This is a genomic window from Paenibacillus sp. MER 180, from assembly GCF_023713665.1.
Lineage (GTDB): Bacteria > Bacillota > Bacilli > Paenibacillales > Paenibacillaceae > Paenibacillus_B > Paenibacillus_B suaedae.
The window spans coordinates 1-17,514 of sequence record NZ_JAMAVT010000032.1 but is presented as its reverse complement, the minus strand read 5'-3'; the positions used below and the strand labels follow the sequence as shown (position 1 = coordinate 17,514).

Sequence of the window (17,514 nt, the reverse complement as noted above, 5' to 3'; positions counted from 1 at the left end):
ATTTCATTGAAAATAATTAGTTCGCACTTTGCCACGAATATATTGATCCCTTGTTCCCCTTCCCCTTAACTTGCTCAACTAATCACTTCAAAGGGAAGATGGTCTCCTAAAAATAGAGGATACAGAGGATACCCGATACAGAAGATTCCTACACATGAACTTCAGAAGCGGCATTCCTACTGCTTGCATTTTGAAGCTTCTGTAAGATGCTTGCCCCAATTTCAGTTAAAGGCCCTGGCTGGCACAAGTCTTTATGCCGGCATGCAATATCATGGCGTTCGATACGACCGCCCACATAAGGATTCCACATCTCCGGCTCAATCGGATCGAACCAGTCTGGAATGATGGTCGAGCGGAAGAACAGTAGATCGCCCTCGTACCTTCTCGGCACATAAGCACCCAACAGACGAACCGAATTCTCATACGTAACCTTCAAATTCATAATCGTCGCTTCATCCAGCGTAGCCAAGGCGCTGCTGTCGCTGCGCAAAATTCGGATTGCGCTTGCAATCGTCAGCGGTTCATCGCCGATACTGTCACGGTCATAGCCTCCCAAGGCAAGCAGGGCGGTCAACGCCTCCTCTTCATCCGGTTCCCCCCGAATCGGCAAGTAGTGGCTCGGATAAGCGTCCAGCATCGCCAGAAACGCAACCTCTTCCCCTTCCTCTTGCAGCTGCACGGCCATCGCATGCGCGACATTGCCGCCCAGCGACCAGCCCAGCAAACGGTACGGCCCCTGCGGTTGAATCATGCGAATATGGCGAATATAGTCAGCCGTCATCTCGTCCAGTGTCTGCGGAAGCTTCTCAGCCTGCGCAATTCCACGTGCCTGCAAGCCGTAAATTGGATATTTCACGCCAAGATGCTTCATTAATCCGGCATAGCACCAGCTTAAGCCACCTGCCGGATGGACGCAGAACAGCGGAATCTCTTCGCCATGCGTACGCAGCGGAAGCAGCACTTGGAGCGCACTGTTCCCACTGTCCCGATCCAGCTCCATTCGTTCCACGAGTCCGGACACGGTTGGCGCCTCGAACAATACCGCAATGCTGAGCTCTCGTCCAAGCGCTTCGCGGATGCGGCTGATGAGCCGAACCGCAAGCAGCGAATGTCCTCCAAGCTCGAAAAAGCTGTCATCGATTCCGACGCGGCGAAGGCCCAGCACTTCGGCGAACAGATCGCAGAGCACCTCTTCATGCGGCGTTCTCGGATTGCGCCCATCTGCATCAAGAGCAATATCGGGTGCCGGAAGCGCCTTGCGATCCAGCTTGCCATTCGGCGTGAGCGGCAGTGCATCCAGCCCAATAATAGCTGATGGCACCATGTAATCGGGAAGCATGGAAGACGCATGTCGGCGCAGCTCCGCCGCATCCCAAGGAGCATTTGCAGCAGGAACCACATAGGCTGCAAGCCGTTTGTCACCTGGGTTGTCCTCCCGCACAATGACCGCCGCCTGCGCTACGCTTGGATGTCTGGCAAGCACTACTTGAATTTCACCCAGCTCGATGCGGAAGCCGCGAATTTTCACCTGATGATCGGCACGGCCCAAATAGTCCAGTCCTCCACCAATCACGCGCTTCGCCAAGTCTCCGGTGCGGTACATTCTGCTTCCAGGCGGGCCGAATGGATCGGCCACGAACCGCTCCGCCGTCAAGCCCGGTCGGCCCCAATAGCCGCGAGCCAAGCCTGCTCCGGATACGTACATTTCACCTGTTACACCATACGGTACGGGCTCCAGTGCATCATCCAGCACATACACCCTCAAATCCGGAATCGATCCGCCGATAAGGCTTGATGCTCCCGGAACGTCGCTATTATGATTCAGCTCATTGAAGCTGACATGAACTGTCGTCTCCGTAATACCGTACATATTAATAAGCCGCGGCGCATCATCCGCATGCCGTTCGTACCAATCTCTCAGCCGACCCAGCTCTAACGCCTCTCCTCCGAAGACGATATAGCGCAGAGACAGCGCTTGCCCGAGGTTCGGATGCTCCCTGTCCGCCTGCATGAGTTGATAGAAAGCAGACGGCGTCTGATTCAGCACCGTTACCCCCTCCTGCACGAGCAGACCCAAGAATTCCTCTGGCGATCTGCTGACAGCGTGAGGCACGATGACGAGTCGGCCCCCATGCAGCAGCGCGCCCCATATTTCCCATACCGAAAAGTCAAAGGCATAGGAATGGAACAACGTCCAGACATCATCGACGCCGAAATGGAACCAATGCTCGGTTGAAGAGAACAGCCGTACCACGTTCTGATGCGGAACAAGCACACCCTTCGGTTTGCCCGTCGAGCCGGACGTATAAATGATATAAGCTGGACTATATGGAGAGAGCTTGCGCCTGCATACCTGGTCTACAGGATCAGACTCAGAACAGCTTGCCAACTGGCGCATCACTTCTGGATCATCCAGTAAGATGCGCGGCGTAGCCCCCATCCCTCCATCCGGGAGCTTGTCAATCGTGCGCTGATCCGTCACGATACATACAGGTCCCGCATCCTCCAGCATATAGGCAAGCCGTTCCGCTGGATAATCAGGATCAAGCGGCAAGTAGGCTGCCCCTGCCTTTAATACAGCCAATACGCCGACGATCATTTCCATCGACCTTGGCAAAGCAAGCGCTACAATATGCTCTGGCCCTACCCTGTGTTCCATCAACAGATGCGCCAAGCGGTTTGCCTGTTTGTTCAATTGTCCATATGTTAGAGCCACGCCTTCATGAACAACAGCAATGGCCTGCGGCGAACGGGCAGCCTGCGCTTCAAACAATTGCGGAATTGTGGCCTGCGCAGCATCTGGGACAGCTGAACTCCATGCCAGCCAATCATTCGCTAGATCGTGCCGCTCCTCTGGGAGCAATATATCAATTTTTCCAATCGGTTTGCTTGGTTCTAAGGCGATGCTTTCCAATATGCGCACATAACGCGCAGCGAGCATCTCAACCGTATCGCGCTTGAACAGGTCTGCGCTGAACTCCACAATTCCATCCAGACCATCTGGCGCTCCATCTGCATTGCGGCGCTCGTTCAATTCCCAGGTCAAATCGAACTTCGCCGTACCCACGCTCTCAAGCTGCAGGCTCGACGACAAGCCTGGGAATTCCAGCGACGCTTCCGGTGTATTTTGCAGCACAAGCATGATTTGGAAAAGCGGATGCCTAGCACGCGAACGAACCGGATTCAATATTTCCACAAGGCGCTCGAAAGGCACATCCTGATGCTCATACGCCTCCAAACTGACCTTGCGTACTCTGGACAACAGCTCTACGAAGTCTGGATTGCCCGACGTGTCAGTACGAATGACAAGTGTATTAATGAACAGACCGATCAAACCGTCAAGCGCATCATCGTTACGGCCTGAAATCGGGCTTCCAAGCGGAATGTCATTGCCCGCTCCAAGCCGGGTGAACAGCACGGCCAGCGCAGCCTGCAGCACCATGAACAAGCTGGCCCGATTGCCTCGCGCAAGCTTTATCAGCCGATCATGCAGTACGGGATCAATTTGCAGCTGGACGGTTCCTCCCTTATGGCTAGCGGCCGCAGGTCTCGGATAATCGGTAGGCAGCTCCATCTCCTCTGGCAATCCCTTCAGAGCTTCCGTCCAGTAATCGAGCTGGCGCGCGATCAGACTGTCCGCTTGATCGGTGCTTCCAAGCAGTCGTTCCTGCCACAGCGCATAATCAGCATATTGGACGGGAAGCCGTGTCCACGCAGGCGCCTCGCCCCGGCAACGCGCCTCGTACGCAATTGACAAATCACGAGTCAACGATGTGAGTGACCAGCCATCGCCTGCAATATGATGCAGCAGCAGCAAGAGCACATGCTCGTTCGCCGCCGTGCGGAACAAGTGAACCCGCAGCGATGGCTCCTCAGAGAGACGGAAGCTGTATCGTACTGCTTCCTCTAGCCTGTCGTTCAGCTCCCGCTCGCTTACATCTAACACCTCGAACGGTATTTGTACATCCTTAGAATTCAATATCAGTTGACTTGAAGTGCCATTCTCATCCGGGAAAATCGTGCGCAGTGTCTCATGACGATCCACGATATCATAAACAGCTGCCTGCAGCGCCTCGACATTCAACTCGCCCGACATTCGGGCAACGAGCGGAATATTGTAAGTAGGCGTTGCCCCCTCCAGCCGGTACAGAAACCATAGTCGCTGCTGGGCAAATGAAAGCGGCAGCCGCTCAGGCCGCTTGCCTAAGCTCGCACGAATAGCTGGTCTCTGCTCCTGTGCAGGTTCGAGACGCCGCACAAGAGAAGCAGCGGTAGGCGCTTCGAACAGGCTTCCGATATTCAACTCAACGCCGAATGCCTCTCGCACACGCACCATAACTCGTCCCGCGAGCAATGAATGACCGCCGAGAGCGAAGAAATCATCATCGATGCTTACGCGGGGAAGCCCCAGCACCTCTGCGAATAAGGCGCATATGATTTCCTCTTGCGGTGTACGCGGTTCGCGTCCCAATGCTGCCGCAGCGCGATCCGGCGCAGGCAGAGCTTTGCGGTCGATTTTACGGTTCGGTGTAAGCGGCATCGCATCAAGAACAACGAAAGCGGACGGCACCATGTAATCCGGAAGCTTCTGTGCTGCATATTGACGCAGTTCCGCAGGTTCTAGTCCAGACGATGATGATGGAACCACATAAGCCGCCAAACGCTGTTCACCCGCATGATCCTCATATAGCGTAACCGCTGCTTGTGAAATGTCAGGATGGGCACCTAGCAGCGCCTCGATTTCACCCGTTTCAATCCGGAATCCGCGCAGCTTCACTTGGTGATCCGCGCGCCCCAAATAATCGATTGTGCCGTCTGCCAACCAACGCACCATATCTCCTGTACGATACATTCGAGTACCAGGAGATCCGAATGGATCAGCAACGAAGCGCTCAGCAGTCAAATCCGCACGTCCCAAGTATCCGCGCGCAAGTCCGGCTCCTGCAATATACAGTTCTCCCGCTACTCCAGGAGGCACTGGCTCTAACGAACTGTCGAGCACATACAGCCTTGTATTCCGAATTGGCTGCCCGATAGACGGCTTGTTCGTTGGACTATGATCAAGCAGCCCCGCGGTCGAATAAATCGTCGTTTCCGTCGGGCCATATTGATTGTTGACTTCGCCGTTCAACTCCTGCAGCGTCAGCTTCAACGCGAGTGGAATCGCCTCGCCACCCGTAATCATCTTGAGATCGGCGAATCGTTCCGGCCTGCTGTCGACAAGCGCCTGCCACAGTGTCGGCGTCGCCTGCATGATCGTCGCGCCGGTTCCCACAATCCGATTTGCTAGCGCTGACGGATCTAGAATCGTTTCCTTGCGGGCAATGTCGAGTACGGAGCCGGAAATAAGCGGAAGCAGCAGCTCCATTACAGATATGTCAAATGATATCGTAGTGACGGACAGCATCCGATCCTGTTCGCCCAGCGCCAACCGGGCCTTCATGTCATGCAGCAGATTAGCCAAGCCGCCAAAGGTAAGCATGACCCCCTTCGGTTTCCCTGTGGAGCCGGAAGTGTAAATGACATATGAAATATGCGATGCTGAGAGTGCCCTGATCCTGTCCTCATCCGTAAGATTGTGAGCAGGTGATTCCTCCAGTGCGTCTATCGTTGCCGATTCATCCAGCACGATGGTCTTCCTGCTACAAGGTGGCAAGCTCGCGGACGTCTCCTTCGTCGCAATCAGACAGACCGGATCAGCATCCTCCAGCATATAGGCAAGCCGTTCGATTGGATAGTCCGGATCAAGCGGCAAATAAGCGGCTCCTGTCTTATGTATAGCCAATATAGCGATGACCGCTTCCACTGAGCGTGGGATAGACAGCGCCACAATACGATCGGGCCCGACGCCACAGGAAATGAGATAGTGGGCAAGCTGATTTGCCTTCGCATTCAACTCTCCATATCGAAGCAGTTCGCCCTCACAGACGACTGCAACTGCTTCGGGAGCGCGCTCCACCTGTTCCTCGAACAACTCTGGCACACTTATGCTCGGCACATCATGTGCAGTATCGTTCCATTCCTCAAGCACCTGTCGGCGTTCTTCAGGCGTAATCACCGGAAGCTGTCCAATAGGCAGATTCGATTCTGCATGCGCAATTCCATCCAATAGATGCAGGAAGCGCTGTTGATGGGCATATAGCTCGTCCAAGCTATAGATTTCGGGATTCACGTCGAAATCGAGACGCAGCCCGCTGCCATCCGCATGGCTGTATACGTTAATCGTCAAATCATCGACAGGCCCTGCGGATAGGTTGCTGACTTTGCCTCGATATCCTGCGAAGCTGACATCCTCAACAAAAGGCATGACATTAATGAGCGGGCCGATTAACCTGCGATTATCGCCAAGCAGCTTCAAGTCTCTGCGCAGATCCTGATGGCGATACCCTTGATGACGCCGAATCATGCGGATCTCGCGTGTCACCTCACGCAGCAGATCGCCAAGGCTCCTCTCCGGACTTACCTCCACACGCAGCGGAAGCAAATTCATGACCATACCAGGAACGCGCAATGCGGCTGATCCTAGTCGGCACATTACAGGCAGACCAAGAATGATCTCCTCTTCCTGTGTCAACCGATGCACATATATCGCGGTCGCTGCTGCGAGAACATCCGGCCAGCTTATTCCCGATTCAGCTGCAATCGACTGCCATCCACTCACGGTGGCAGTCGGAATATGCGCAGTGCGGCGTACGAAGCGACGGGCCGTTCGCTGCGCATGTCCTCCTAGGCTAACTGCTTCCGGCCTGTCGGAGAAGCGCTCTAGCCAGAATTCCCGGTCACGGTTCATCTGTTCCGATGAACGATATGCTGCATCTTCCTCCAAAATGGATTGCAAGGAACCGAACGTTCCGGCTCCATTCGGAAGATCATAGATTAATGCTGTATAGTTTTGCGCCACACGCTGCATCAGCAATGCTGCACCGAATCCGTCAATGACAATATGGTGAATGCGCTGATACCAGAGGTACCGCTCGCTCTCGATCTTAAACAGTGCCTCCGAGAAGAGAGGCCCCGTATGCAAATCAACGGGCTTCTCCATATCGCGGTTCATCCACGCTCGGGCTGTGCCTTCCGGGTCAACCTCTCTGCTTAGATCAATCATGTGCAGCACCCAGTCGTCTGTGGGGACGATCTTCTGCCATGGACCGTCTGCATCCTCTCCAAAACGGACATGCAGTGCCTCCGCCTCTGTCACCGCCTGGCGAAGAGCCGCTTCGAAGCGAGCAGGATCTATTGGCCCGCGAATGTCCACACATTCAGCGGTATTGAAAATAGGGTTGTCAGGATCGAGCTGCTGCGCGAACCAGATTCCAGCCTGCGCTCCTGATAGCGGCCATCGTTCCTTCTCCTGATCGTGCATGATGATGACCTCCTTTTATATCGAGTAATAATCATAATTAGGCACCGAGTTACTGCTGAGCTTGGCGGACAAGAGCTCCCACCAGCCTGCTACCGTCGGCCGTTCCGCCAATTCCACGAAGCTTACCGCAATGCTGCTGCGCTTCCAACGTTCCACTAAGCTCATAATCCGAATCGAGTCCAACCCCCATTGCGTGATTAGATTATCTTGATCCCCAATCGCAGACGGCTCCTCCTGCAGCAGCTGCGCAACCGTTTCACGCACAGATTGCATTGTTACCGAAAATCCCTCTTCTGCTCCAGCGGTTTCCTCTGCTTCCTGCTCGGCAGCATGCCGGTTAAGAGCGTTCAGAACCCGTTCCGTCGTTGCCACTACTGCACATCGCTCTGCCGCATAGGTTAACGCCATGCGATGCTTGTCGAGCGAAAAATCAGCTACCGCATCTGCAATGAGGAACGGCTGGACATCCTGCATAAATGCCTCGCACGAGGTCATCAGGCAGCCAATATGCGCGTAGATCCCACATACGAGCAGCTGATCCCGTCTGCGTTCCCGTAATATTTCAAGCAAATTCGTTTTCTGAAAGGCACTGTAGCGCCATTTTGTCACGAGAATATCGTTCACCCGCGGCGCCAGCTCGTCTACGAATTTTTTCTGGTATGGCCCATCATTAATGCCCGCCCCCCAGAAGTCTTGCAGCAATCCACGCTGCTCAAGAGTCTGCCCTCCTGGCTGCGCCGAATACACGACAGGTATACCAAGCTCCGAACAGCGTTCGCGCAGCTCCTTAATATTCGCAATCAGTTCAACCAGCGGCGATTCGCCACCCTGATAGGCATCGACAAAATACTGCTGCATGTCATGGATGAGCAGTACGGCACGGCTTGGATCCGGACTCCAGTCGACCCTGTTCTCTGGCAGTTCTGCCTCACTTGGCATTCGATATGGAAGGATAGTAGGAAGACCCATCGATTCTCCTCTTTTCACTAGTTTTTATGGATAAACTCTGCAACAACACGAGACATTTTCATGAACACGAAACCTTATCACTTACTTTTCACATACTCCTATAGGCATTCACAAGAACTTCTTCTAGCGGCTCGCAGACACTTTTAGACAATTCTTTAAGGCGCTTCTTCAAGCACTTCTTCTGTTGCTTCTTCAGTTACTACTTCTAATGCTTCGTTACAACTCTAATAAATGCATCTTCTATTATCACTTACTTCTTGCTCAATGCCTCCTGCTTCGCAGCGATCAGCTCCCGAAGCATCTTCTTGCTCACCTTGCCGACTCCCGTCTGTGGGAAGGATTCGACGAACTCTACGCGGTCTGGAATTTTATATAATGCAAGCCCTCTGTCTCTTAGAAAATCCTTCAACTCGCTGCCCGTTATGGCAGCTTCATAAGGAATGACGAATGCGCATGTGCGCTCGCCAAGGAATTCATCCGGCATAGACACAACAGCGGCATCATGCACACCCGGATGGGCAAGCAAATGATTCTCGACTTCCTCAGCCGCTACCTTATCGCCGCCGCGATTGATCTGATCCTTCGCCCGCCCTTCAATCACTAAATATCCAGCCGGAGTCATTCTGGCCATATCGCCTGTGCGATAAAAGCCGTCTGATGTAAAGGATCTTGCGTTGTGCTGCTCGGCTTGGTAATATCCGCGAATGGTGTACGGCCCGCGCGTCAGCAAATGCCCTACCTCGCCCGGAGCCACTTCGTCATCCTCATCATCGACGATGCTGATTTCATCATATGGAGACATCGGACGGCCCTGCGTACTGATGATCGTTTCTTCGGGGTCATCAAATCTCGTATAGTTCACCAAGCCCTCTGCCATCCCATACACCTGCTGCAGTGTACAGCCAATTATCGTTCGCACCCGCTTGGCAGCTTCTGCGCTGAACTTGGCGCCCCCAACCTGCAGCACTTCCAAGTGAGTGAGGTCATAGCGGCGCGATTCCGCGGCATCTAGCCAAATTAAGGCGAGTGGCGGCACGACGGCTGCAATGGTGACGCCTTCCTTGGCAATAAGCGGGAAAGCTTCATCAGGGCTTGCTCCGCGGGCAAGCACGATCCGCCCTCCTGCATATAGTGTGCCAAGCACGCCGGGAGAGCTAAGCGGATAATTATGCGCGATCGGCAGCACCGCCAGATATACGCTGTGCTCATTCAACGCGCAAACTTCTGCGCTCATGCGCAGGCTATATATGTAATCGTCGTGCGTCCGTGGAATTAGCTTCGGCAAGCCGGTTGTCCCGCCAGATAATTGGAGGAAAGCGACATCCATGGAGCTCGGCCCCTTAATCTCGCCAATGCTAGGCTCGGCATACAGATCATCCAGCGCTGTATATTCGCCTGGCTCACCTACAACAATAACGCGGCGTGAATCTGGCAGCGTGTCCTTCACCTGCGCGGCAAGCTCCCGATAATCGAACCCCGCATCCTTGTCGGGGATGACATAGGCGGCTGCCTGTGTGAACTCGCATAAGTAGCCGATCTCGTTCCTGCGGTGCACTGGCAAGGAAAAGACAGGCAATGCTCCGATGCGAAACAGCGCAAATATGACTTCAAAAAATTGCGGAATATTCGGAAGCTGGACAATAACTCGATCCTGAGCCCTAATCCCCAAGCGGTAGAATCCAGCAGCAAGGCGATCTGCCTGCTCATCCAGTTCCGCATAGCTGACTCGCCGATCGCCGCTCACAATTGCGATGCGCTCTCCATACTCCGCTGCACGGTGGCGCAGCATCGTGCCGAATGTCTCTCCCTGCCAGCATCCTTCCTGTCTATAACGTGCAGCAAATTCTTCCGGCCATGTCGGGCATCCTGCTAGCATCGTTCATCCCCCCTGCATCATCATCGGTTGTTGTTCATTCAGCCCCATCGCTTGCAGCAGTGTACGAAGCTTGGCGGACGTCTCGGCAAGCTCCGCTTCCGCGGACGAGCCGACCACAATTCCTGCTCCCGCATAAAGACGCAGCGAGCGTCCCTCCACCTCTGCGCAGCGAATCGTAACGGCCCATTCTCCGTCTCCATTCGCATCGCACCAGCCGACCGCCCCCGTGAAGAACCCACGCTCGAACGGTTCAATCTCCCGGATCAAGTTCCGAGCTGCCTCCGTAGGCGTCCCGCAAATGGCAGGCGTCGGATGCAGCGCTAGAGCAAGCTCTAAGGAGGATATGTCATGATCCGCAAGCTCCCCGTTTATTTCCGTAGACAAATGCCACATCGTCTTCGTAGACACGAGCGACGGCCCTTCCGGCACATGAAGCTTGCTGCAATATGGACGGAGAGCGGATACAACCGCCTCAATGACAACCGCGTGCTCATGCAGATCCTTGTCCGATCTCAGAAGCTGGGCGGCACGCCGCTCATCCTCGTTCGGATCATCGCTCCGTGCTGCTGAACCAGCCAGCGGATTCACCTTAATGTTCATTCCCCGCTTCGTTACGAGCAGCTCGGGGCTTGCTCCAATTAACGTTTGTGCTGTTCCATTAGCAACAGACACGCCCTTGTCCTTGCTTGCATGCGGGTGCTCCATCGTTAAAGGCACTGCAAACGTATAACCACGGGTATTTTGGCTGAGCAATCGATGCAGCAAGCGCTGCACATCCACATCATGCGTCAACGTCACTTCCAAGGATCGGGACAACACCACCTTCTGGAGTTCGCCCGTTTGCAATCGCTCAAGAACCTGGTTAACGCCTTGTTTATACTGTTCTGGCTCCGGAATTGCTCGTACACAATAACTGTCCTGTTCCGGTTCCTGTTGCAAATAATCATGCGCATCCATGCGCAATGGCTCGTACCGATGCACTTCCTTCGGTACATATAGACACATAGGCTCCTCCATGTGAAACGGAATTGTACCGACAACGACCGGACAATCACGTTCCCCCTGCCGAGCTGCATCCAGCAGCTTCGACACGGCCTGAGGCAAGCTCTCTTCATCCACGGCCTTCCAATCCACGAGCCGCGCCCATTCCCCGTGCGTCAGTAATGCACCTTGAGGCGACGAGAAAAGAAAGGACGATCCCGCCTGATATTGTTCTAGAAGCCGTATCCCCTCACTTGTGGGAACGGTATCGCACTTCAACATGTCAATCGACTCCTTCCGATATATCAGTCACCTGACCTCAGTATCAACATCCCAATGTCGCACCGCCGTCGATACACATGTCGTGCATCGTGATGTGTCTTGCCTGTTCGGATGCGAGAAACACAGCAGCATCGGCAATATCCGATGGCTGCGCGATTCTGCCCAGCGGTATCCCGAGGCGGAACGATTCCGGCGAACCCGCAATCATGGCTTCGGCTCCGTTCTGTCCATTCCACAGTGAGCGCTGCATCTCCGTATCAGTGGAGCCTGGCGACACAATATTGCAGCGAATATGATACCGAGCGTATTCCAAGCCCAAGCACTTCGTGAACATCGTTGTGGCTGCTTTCGATGCCGCATAGGCGGACATCTGCGTGCGCGGTACACCGGAGGCATTGGAGCCTACGGTCACAATCGCTCCCGATCTGCGCTTCGCCATACGCGTTACGACAGCGCGCGACATATAGAATACGCCATTGACATTGACACTGAAGGTTGACTGCCAATCTTCATCGCTGAGCATCTCAATCGGGCCAAGCCGCAGTATGCCTGCCACATTAACAAGCACGCCGATCGGGCCAAGCTCTTCTTCTATCCGCCCCACCGTTCGATTCACGGCCGTACTGTCGGATACGTCGACTGGATAAGCAGCAGCATGATATCCGCCTGCATTAAGCTCGGCTGCGAGGCTGGTACAACCAGCCTCATTCCGATCAACGACAACCACGGTTGCACCTTGAACGGCAAGCGCGCGCGCCACCGCCTCTCCGATTCCCTGAGCCGCACCTGTGACAACGGCCACCTTGCCTTCAATCCCTGAATATTTCATCCTGCCAACCTCTCTTTATTTGTCCGGGTGTAGTGCGAATCGCAGCGCCCGGCTCACCAATATTGGAAGTACTGACACATGCCCTTCCTGCTCGAATTCCTTGTATTCCGCCTCTACCCCGATGTCTGCCGATATGGCTGACAAACGATTCGCCAGCTCGCTGGCACGCTCGCAGTTGCGGCATACATGCGTTTTTTCAAGCTCGCCTACACCAAGAAGCACCTGTGCAGGAAGTGAGCGTTCTTTCATTCGTGCTTGCGTGATAAAGTTCCGCTCCAGCTCTTGCATATAGTCCGGATTCCAATGGAGCGATGGACTGCCCGCGATGTAATATTGGAATGCTTCCGGCCTACTGAACAGCGTATAGATCGTGAACAAACCACCTAGCGAGTGACCGAACAGCGCCTGACGATTGCGGTCAATCTGGAACTCACTCTCGATCTGCGGCTTCAGCTCCTCCTCGATGAATTGTAGGAAAGCCCCCGCCCCGCCTTGCTCGGGGAGTGGTGTTCCGTCTGAGCGCTGCTTGATGTCCTCAGCTGGCAACGGCGTAAAATCGTAGAAGCGATCAGGTGCATATGGCCCATTCGTCTCATAACCGATTCCTACCACAATAGCGGGCAGCACTCCGGTCTTATCCGGCCTGCGACATTGCAGTCGCAGCGCTTCCACCATCGTGTTGAACACGGAATTGCCATCTAACAGATAAATGACCGGATAACCGCTTGGTGGAGGCGATCCTAGGGGCTGAGCCACCATTATTTGATACGATCGCCGTTCTGCGCGTGAACGAAGCACCCACTGTTCTGCAAGTGGAATCTCGATCCTGCGGCGTGAAAAGTCGGTAAGCGTCGGCGTTGATTTCATTTGTTCCAACCGCTTTACCCCCTATTCCGTCAACAGGCGAACCGTGTCGTCAACGATTTTTTCATACGCAATCAAGCCGCTTCCGAGCCAGTACTGGTTGTTCACTTCATAGACATGACCCTGCTTGGCTGCAGGCATGCTCTTCCAAATTGGACTGTCCATCATCTCTTTCATGCGGTCGCTTCCTTGATCGTAAGCGTTGATGACGAAAATATAGTCCGCATCCATTTCAGGGAGGACTTCTAGCGAGAGATTCGCGCTGTTCTCATTGGCCACCAGCTTCGTAATACCAAGTCCCAAATCCTGATGGAGCACATATCCGCACAAATACTTCCCTCCCATCAGACTAATACCTCTTGGCGCAAACCGAATGATGGCGACCTTCTTGTTCTCAACAGCCTTGCTCAGCTTCTCCTTGGCGTCCGTTACCTTTTGCCGATATGCCTGTAATGCTGCATCAGCCTCAGTGGACTTACCGAGCAAGTCTCCTATCGTGACGAGCGATTTCTCGATATTTCCGGACGCATTTTTAAAAACATACGTCGGCGCGATCTTCGCATAGCTCTCATATATTGTTGCGTCCTTGGCGTATGTCTCCGTGTGCAAGATAATTAATTCCGGGTTATAGGACATTAACACCTCCGGCGAAGGAAGCCCTGCCGACAAGTCCAACTTAGGAACATCCTTCAGTTCTTCTTGCAAGTACTCATGCCCTTTCTTCCCGTTAGACCATTGAGCCACAGGCTTCACGCCCAGCTTCAGCAAGGAGTCCTCCATGTTAGGGGCGAATACCCGCTTCGGTGTGGACGGAAGCTTGATCTCATGCCCAAGCTCGTCCGTTACCGTCCGCTCTTCGGTTGTCGCAGCATTCTTCGCTCCCGCGGCAGCGGCTGACACATTGGACGTGGCTTCTTTCGGGCTCTGAGATTCGGATGCGGCATTGCCATCCTCCTTTTTGGCGCCGCAGCTCGCGAGCAAACTTCCGATAAGTACACAGCACAATAGTGCTGTTAGTCTAAATTTCCAACCTTTTGCCCCTGCATTCCGTCGATTTAACACGATCCCTCTCCTCCAATGATAACGATTCTCAATCGACTCTGAGTATACTCACGTTGCGAAGGATTCACCATAGCCATAATCCTGAAATGTATTTGGACAATTTCCAGTAAAGAGCAGCAGAGCCTCATCCAGCATCCGAGCTATCGCAACAGCTGAATATTCGAACCAAGGATCTGCGGTTATCGGATGTACATGCCCGTTCCGTACCGCTTGAAGCTGCCTCCATTCGGGAGAATGCTGCAATGACAGCCAATATTTGCGGGATGAAGCCTCTGGGCACACGGCAAGTAAAATCCTTTCAGGATTCAGCTCACAAAGCTCATCCATCGAGATCGGAGAATGACCTTGCAGCCCTCTTTCGCAGGCAGCCTTGAGATGCAAGTCATCGTACAGTACTTCCTCCAAACCTCGATTCTGGTACACGAATAGTTGAGTCTGGTAGATTCGCAGTGCCATGACGCGATCGTCTCCCAACTGCTGCGCCGCTTGTGCGCGTCCGGCTTGGGCGTTTTTTTCGTAATGATCGATCCATTGCTGCGCAAGCTCTTCCTTGTTCAAGAAGCGGGCAATTCCCATAAGCTGCTCTCTCCAGCCCGCTTTACTCGATACATTGTGAACGGGAGCGATCCCATTCAGTTTGCTGCTCTCGCGCATTTGGAGCTGATCTGAGGCAATGATGACGTCCGGCCGTGCCCGGCACAGCTTATCCAAATTAATTTCAAACGTGAATTTATGATAAGGATCAGTTAAAAGAAGATGCGTTTTAATTTTGTTGCTGTAGAGGTTGTAATAATAAGGAGACCACTTGGGATCGAGAGGCGCTGCCTCCGGGATGAGTTGGAGCGCAAGCAAGTGGCCTATTGTCGAAGCTGAGCATACGGCGATGCTCCTCTTGGAATCTTTAGCGAAATCGGATGGCGACAAGCCGACCTCCTTCTTGAACTTGCGGCTAAAATAGAACTCGTCTCGGTAGCCTACCTTCTGCGCAATGTCTCGCAACCTTGCATCCGATTCCGTCAGCAAGCGCTTCGCATGCATAATGCGCACATCCGTCAAAAATCCCATCGCGCTCTGACCGAACCTTCGTTTAAATAAATCCACGAAATATTTGGGGCTGATATTCGCCATTTCCGCCAATTGTCCAATCGTGAGCTGCTCATTATAATGGCGCTCCATGAACGCTTTGATCTCCTGCAAATCCGTCTTCTGCATGTGGCCCATCACGTTCGAGCCGTTATCTGTATGCGCTGTTTCTGTTGCACGCATAAATACCCCTCCTCTTAAAATCGCGGTGAAGTTGATGAATAATATAAATATAATATATAATGATAATGATTCTCATTTTCAAACATAAACTAACACACCATTTTAAGGAAGTCAACGAAAATATGGAAATACAAAAAGACCTCAACATTTGTTGGAGGTCCTTCTACGCTACAATATTATTTCGATCTGATCCCTTACGTTATGCCAACGGCGCTGCTATTTTGATTCCTTATAGGCATGTTCAAAACTCCAATAATGCGGCTTGGTTCTGAATTCTGATATCTCCCCTCAAAGCAGAAGGTTTTATTATTTCACCTGTCTACTTTTTGGGGAGCATATCACATGTCCTCAACGGCTCTTGTTTTCTTGACAGTGCACCGGCTCAACACCAAATTATCAAACATCATCTCAGCGTTAAAGAAGGGGGGCTATGAAGGTATTCGATTAGATACTAAAAAACAAATGCACGAGAAATGATAACCAGCAAAATGAACAAGACCAAGATTACACCAATAGATGTGAACCCCCCGAATCCACATGAGCCACACGATCCGAATCCTCCAAGAACTTCACCCATATGAAACACCCTCCTTTCGATTAGGTACATCCATATAGTATTAATGTTGCTTAGTGTGCGACTCGGCTATGACCTACACAAAAAAATTAAGCTTTTGTCCGCTATATAGAGCTTACCTGTGCGGTTCCTGTTGTGTGTCACACCTCATAGGTACGTCCAAAATAGAATTCAGAACAGAGTACGGTTTGGTTTTGACTCATTTTTAACAAAAAATCAAAATCGACAATCGCGTATTGAAGTGAAAATGTTATATTCATCAATAAGAAAAAGTTCAAATTGTACACCACTATTTAGTGGTAAGAGATAGCATATTGATCGAATATTGACTTATTATAAAAAAGTGCTTTTCCTGCAAATGTAGGAGACAGAGCATATAGACGTCCAGATCCTTTAACACGCAGGTATTCTAGAATATATTGATTAATGGATTTCGAAATTTCTTTAGTCACAAAGGGTTCTAGATCAATTAGTTTTCCTTCCGTACTATAACTTTCGAGATCAAATCCATACAACAAGTCCGGCTTATGTGTTTCAACAATCGTATTATAAATTTCTCTAGTAAGTCCCTCTTTGTAATACTGACTTAAAGAGATGATTTCAAATTCAATATTCGGATGCTTAACACGATACATGTCTCCATACTTATTTATAAACTCTTCCTGGCTTTCATATTTACCACCCGTAATTCTAACTGTAGCTTAGTAAGTTTAGTTGGGGGATTCGATACGTGCATTGAGGTCTATGTTGAGGAATATCAGATTAGTTTCCAACGCGAAGATAAAGAAGGAAACATCACAGAGAACTGTTTCTTAATTGATCCGGAATAAGTACATAAAAAAGAGCCGTGGGATTCTTCCTCCTCAACGGCTCATTGTCATTATATAACAATTAATGACTTCTGAATAGTCACTTCAAGTGGTTTGCAATCCCTGCTTCTGTCTAACAAATCAGGATATTCTAACTATATTTATGCATGCATTGTCATATACCGTTTCACCAAATTCACCTACTAGAGTTAAGATATTTGGCCCTATTTTTGTATTTACAATCGCAGTTCCTGATAAATTTCCACTTACTCCAGGAGGGAAATTCGAATTAGATGAGAGAGAAGAGTTTAACACCTCGTTATTCAAGCTGAGTATAGTTGTCGCCTCATTATAATCCTTAGGAATAGTTACGCCAACCGAATAACTCACAAAATAAACAGCATTAGGCGAAAGATGAATATCTCCCGTCCCCTCTATGAGAGTAATTCCCTTTCCATTCTTGGCTGTTATCTCATGGAATGCTATAGGCACACCCGCTTTTAAAAGTTGACTGGATTGTCAACACTAAATCAGACAGCTTTTTTAAGGGATAATCTTCTGTAATCTACTGGACTCATATAGCCTAAGGTTCCATGGATGCGATGTTTGTTGAACCAATTTACGTAGTCATATAGCTCC

The 17,514-nt window shown here is 51.8% G+C and carries 11 protein-coding genes; all 11 read right to left on the bottom strand.

What is annotated here, in order from left to right; genetic code table 11:
- Positions 1 to 148 precede the first annotated feature (148 nt).
- A complete protein-coding gene (locus M3661_RS28830) occupies positions 149 to 7,363 on the bottom strand; it encodes an amino acid adenylation domain-containing protein (RefSeq protein WP_251490660.1) in 7,215 nt (2,404 codons plus the stop codon).
- A gap of 15 nt (positions 7,364 to 7,378) precedes the next feature.
- Entirely contained in the window at positions 7,379 to 8,332 is a 954-nt protein-coding gene (locus tag M3661_RS28825; RefSeq protein ID WP_251490657.1) for an isochorismatase family protein, read from the bottom strand.
- A gap of 250 nt (positions 8,333 to 8,582) precedes the next feature.
- Positions 8,583 to 10,208 (bottom strand): (2,3-dihydroxybenzoyl)adenylate synthase, encoded by a 1,626-nt coding sequence (locus M3661_RS28820; protein ID WP_251490654.1) that lies wholly within the window; start codon positions 10,206 to 10,208, stop codon positions 8,583 to 8,585.
- A gap of 3 nt (positions 10,209 to 10,211) precedes the next feature.
- Positions 10,212 to 11,471, bottom strand: a complete 1,260-nt coding sequence (gene dhbC, locus M3661_RS28815) for an isochorismate synthase DhbC (protein WP_251490651.1) — start codon at positions 11,469 to 11,471, stop codon at positions 10,212 to 10,214.
- A gap of 43 nt (positions 11,472 to 11,514) precedes the next feature.
- A complete protein-coding gene (locus M3661_RS28810; RefSeq protein ID WP_251490648.1) occupies positions 11,515 to 12,300 on the bottom strand; it encodes a 2,3-dihydro-2,3-dihydroxybenzoate dehydrogenase in 786 nt (261 codons plus the stop codon).
- Between the two features lie 15 nt (positions 12,301 to 12,315).
- The gene (locus M3661_RS28805; protein WP_251490694.1) at positions 12,316 to 13,167 is read right to left on the bottom strand and encodes an alpha/beta hydrolase; all 852 of its coding nucleotides are present in this window, start codon (positions 13,165 to 13,167) and stop codon (positions 12,316 to 12,318) included.
- 21 nt (positions 13,168 to 13,188) lie between these two features.
- A complete protein-coding gene (locus M3661_RS28800; protein ID WP_251490645.1) occupies positions 13,189 to 14,226 on the bottom strand; it encodes an ABC transporter substrate-binding protein in 1,038 nt (345 codons plus the stop codon).
- Between the two features lie 48 nt (positions 14,227 to 14,274).
- Entirely contained in the window at positions 14,275 to 15,492 is a 1,218-nt protein-coding gene (locus M3661_RS28795) for a helix-turn-helix domain-containing protein (protein WP_251490642.1), read from the bottom strand.
- Positions 15,493 to 15,943: 451 nt separating this feature from the next.
- Positions 15,944 to 16,069, bottom strand: a complete 126-nt coding sequence (locus M3661_RS28790; RefSeq protein ID WP_251490639.1) for a YjcZ family sporulation protein — start codon at positions 16,067 to 16,069, stop codon at positions 15,944 to 15,946.
- A 290-nt stretch (positions 16,070 to 16,359) separates the two neighbouring features.
- The gene (locus M3661_RS28785; protein ID WP_251490636.1) at positions 16,360 to 16,701 is read right to left on the bottom strand and encodes a type 2 periplasmic-binding domain-containing protein; all 342 of its coding nucleotides are present in this window, start codon (positions 16,699 to 16,701) and stop codon (positions 16,360 to 16,362) included.
- Positions 16,702 to 17,405: 704 nt separating this feature from the next.
- On the bottom strand, positions 17,406 to 17,514 hold a 109-nt coding region (locus tag M3661_RS28780), incomplete at its 5' end, for an IS3 family transposase (protein ID WP_251490544.1).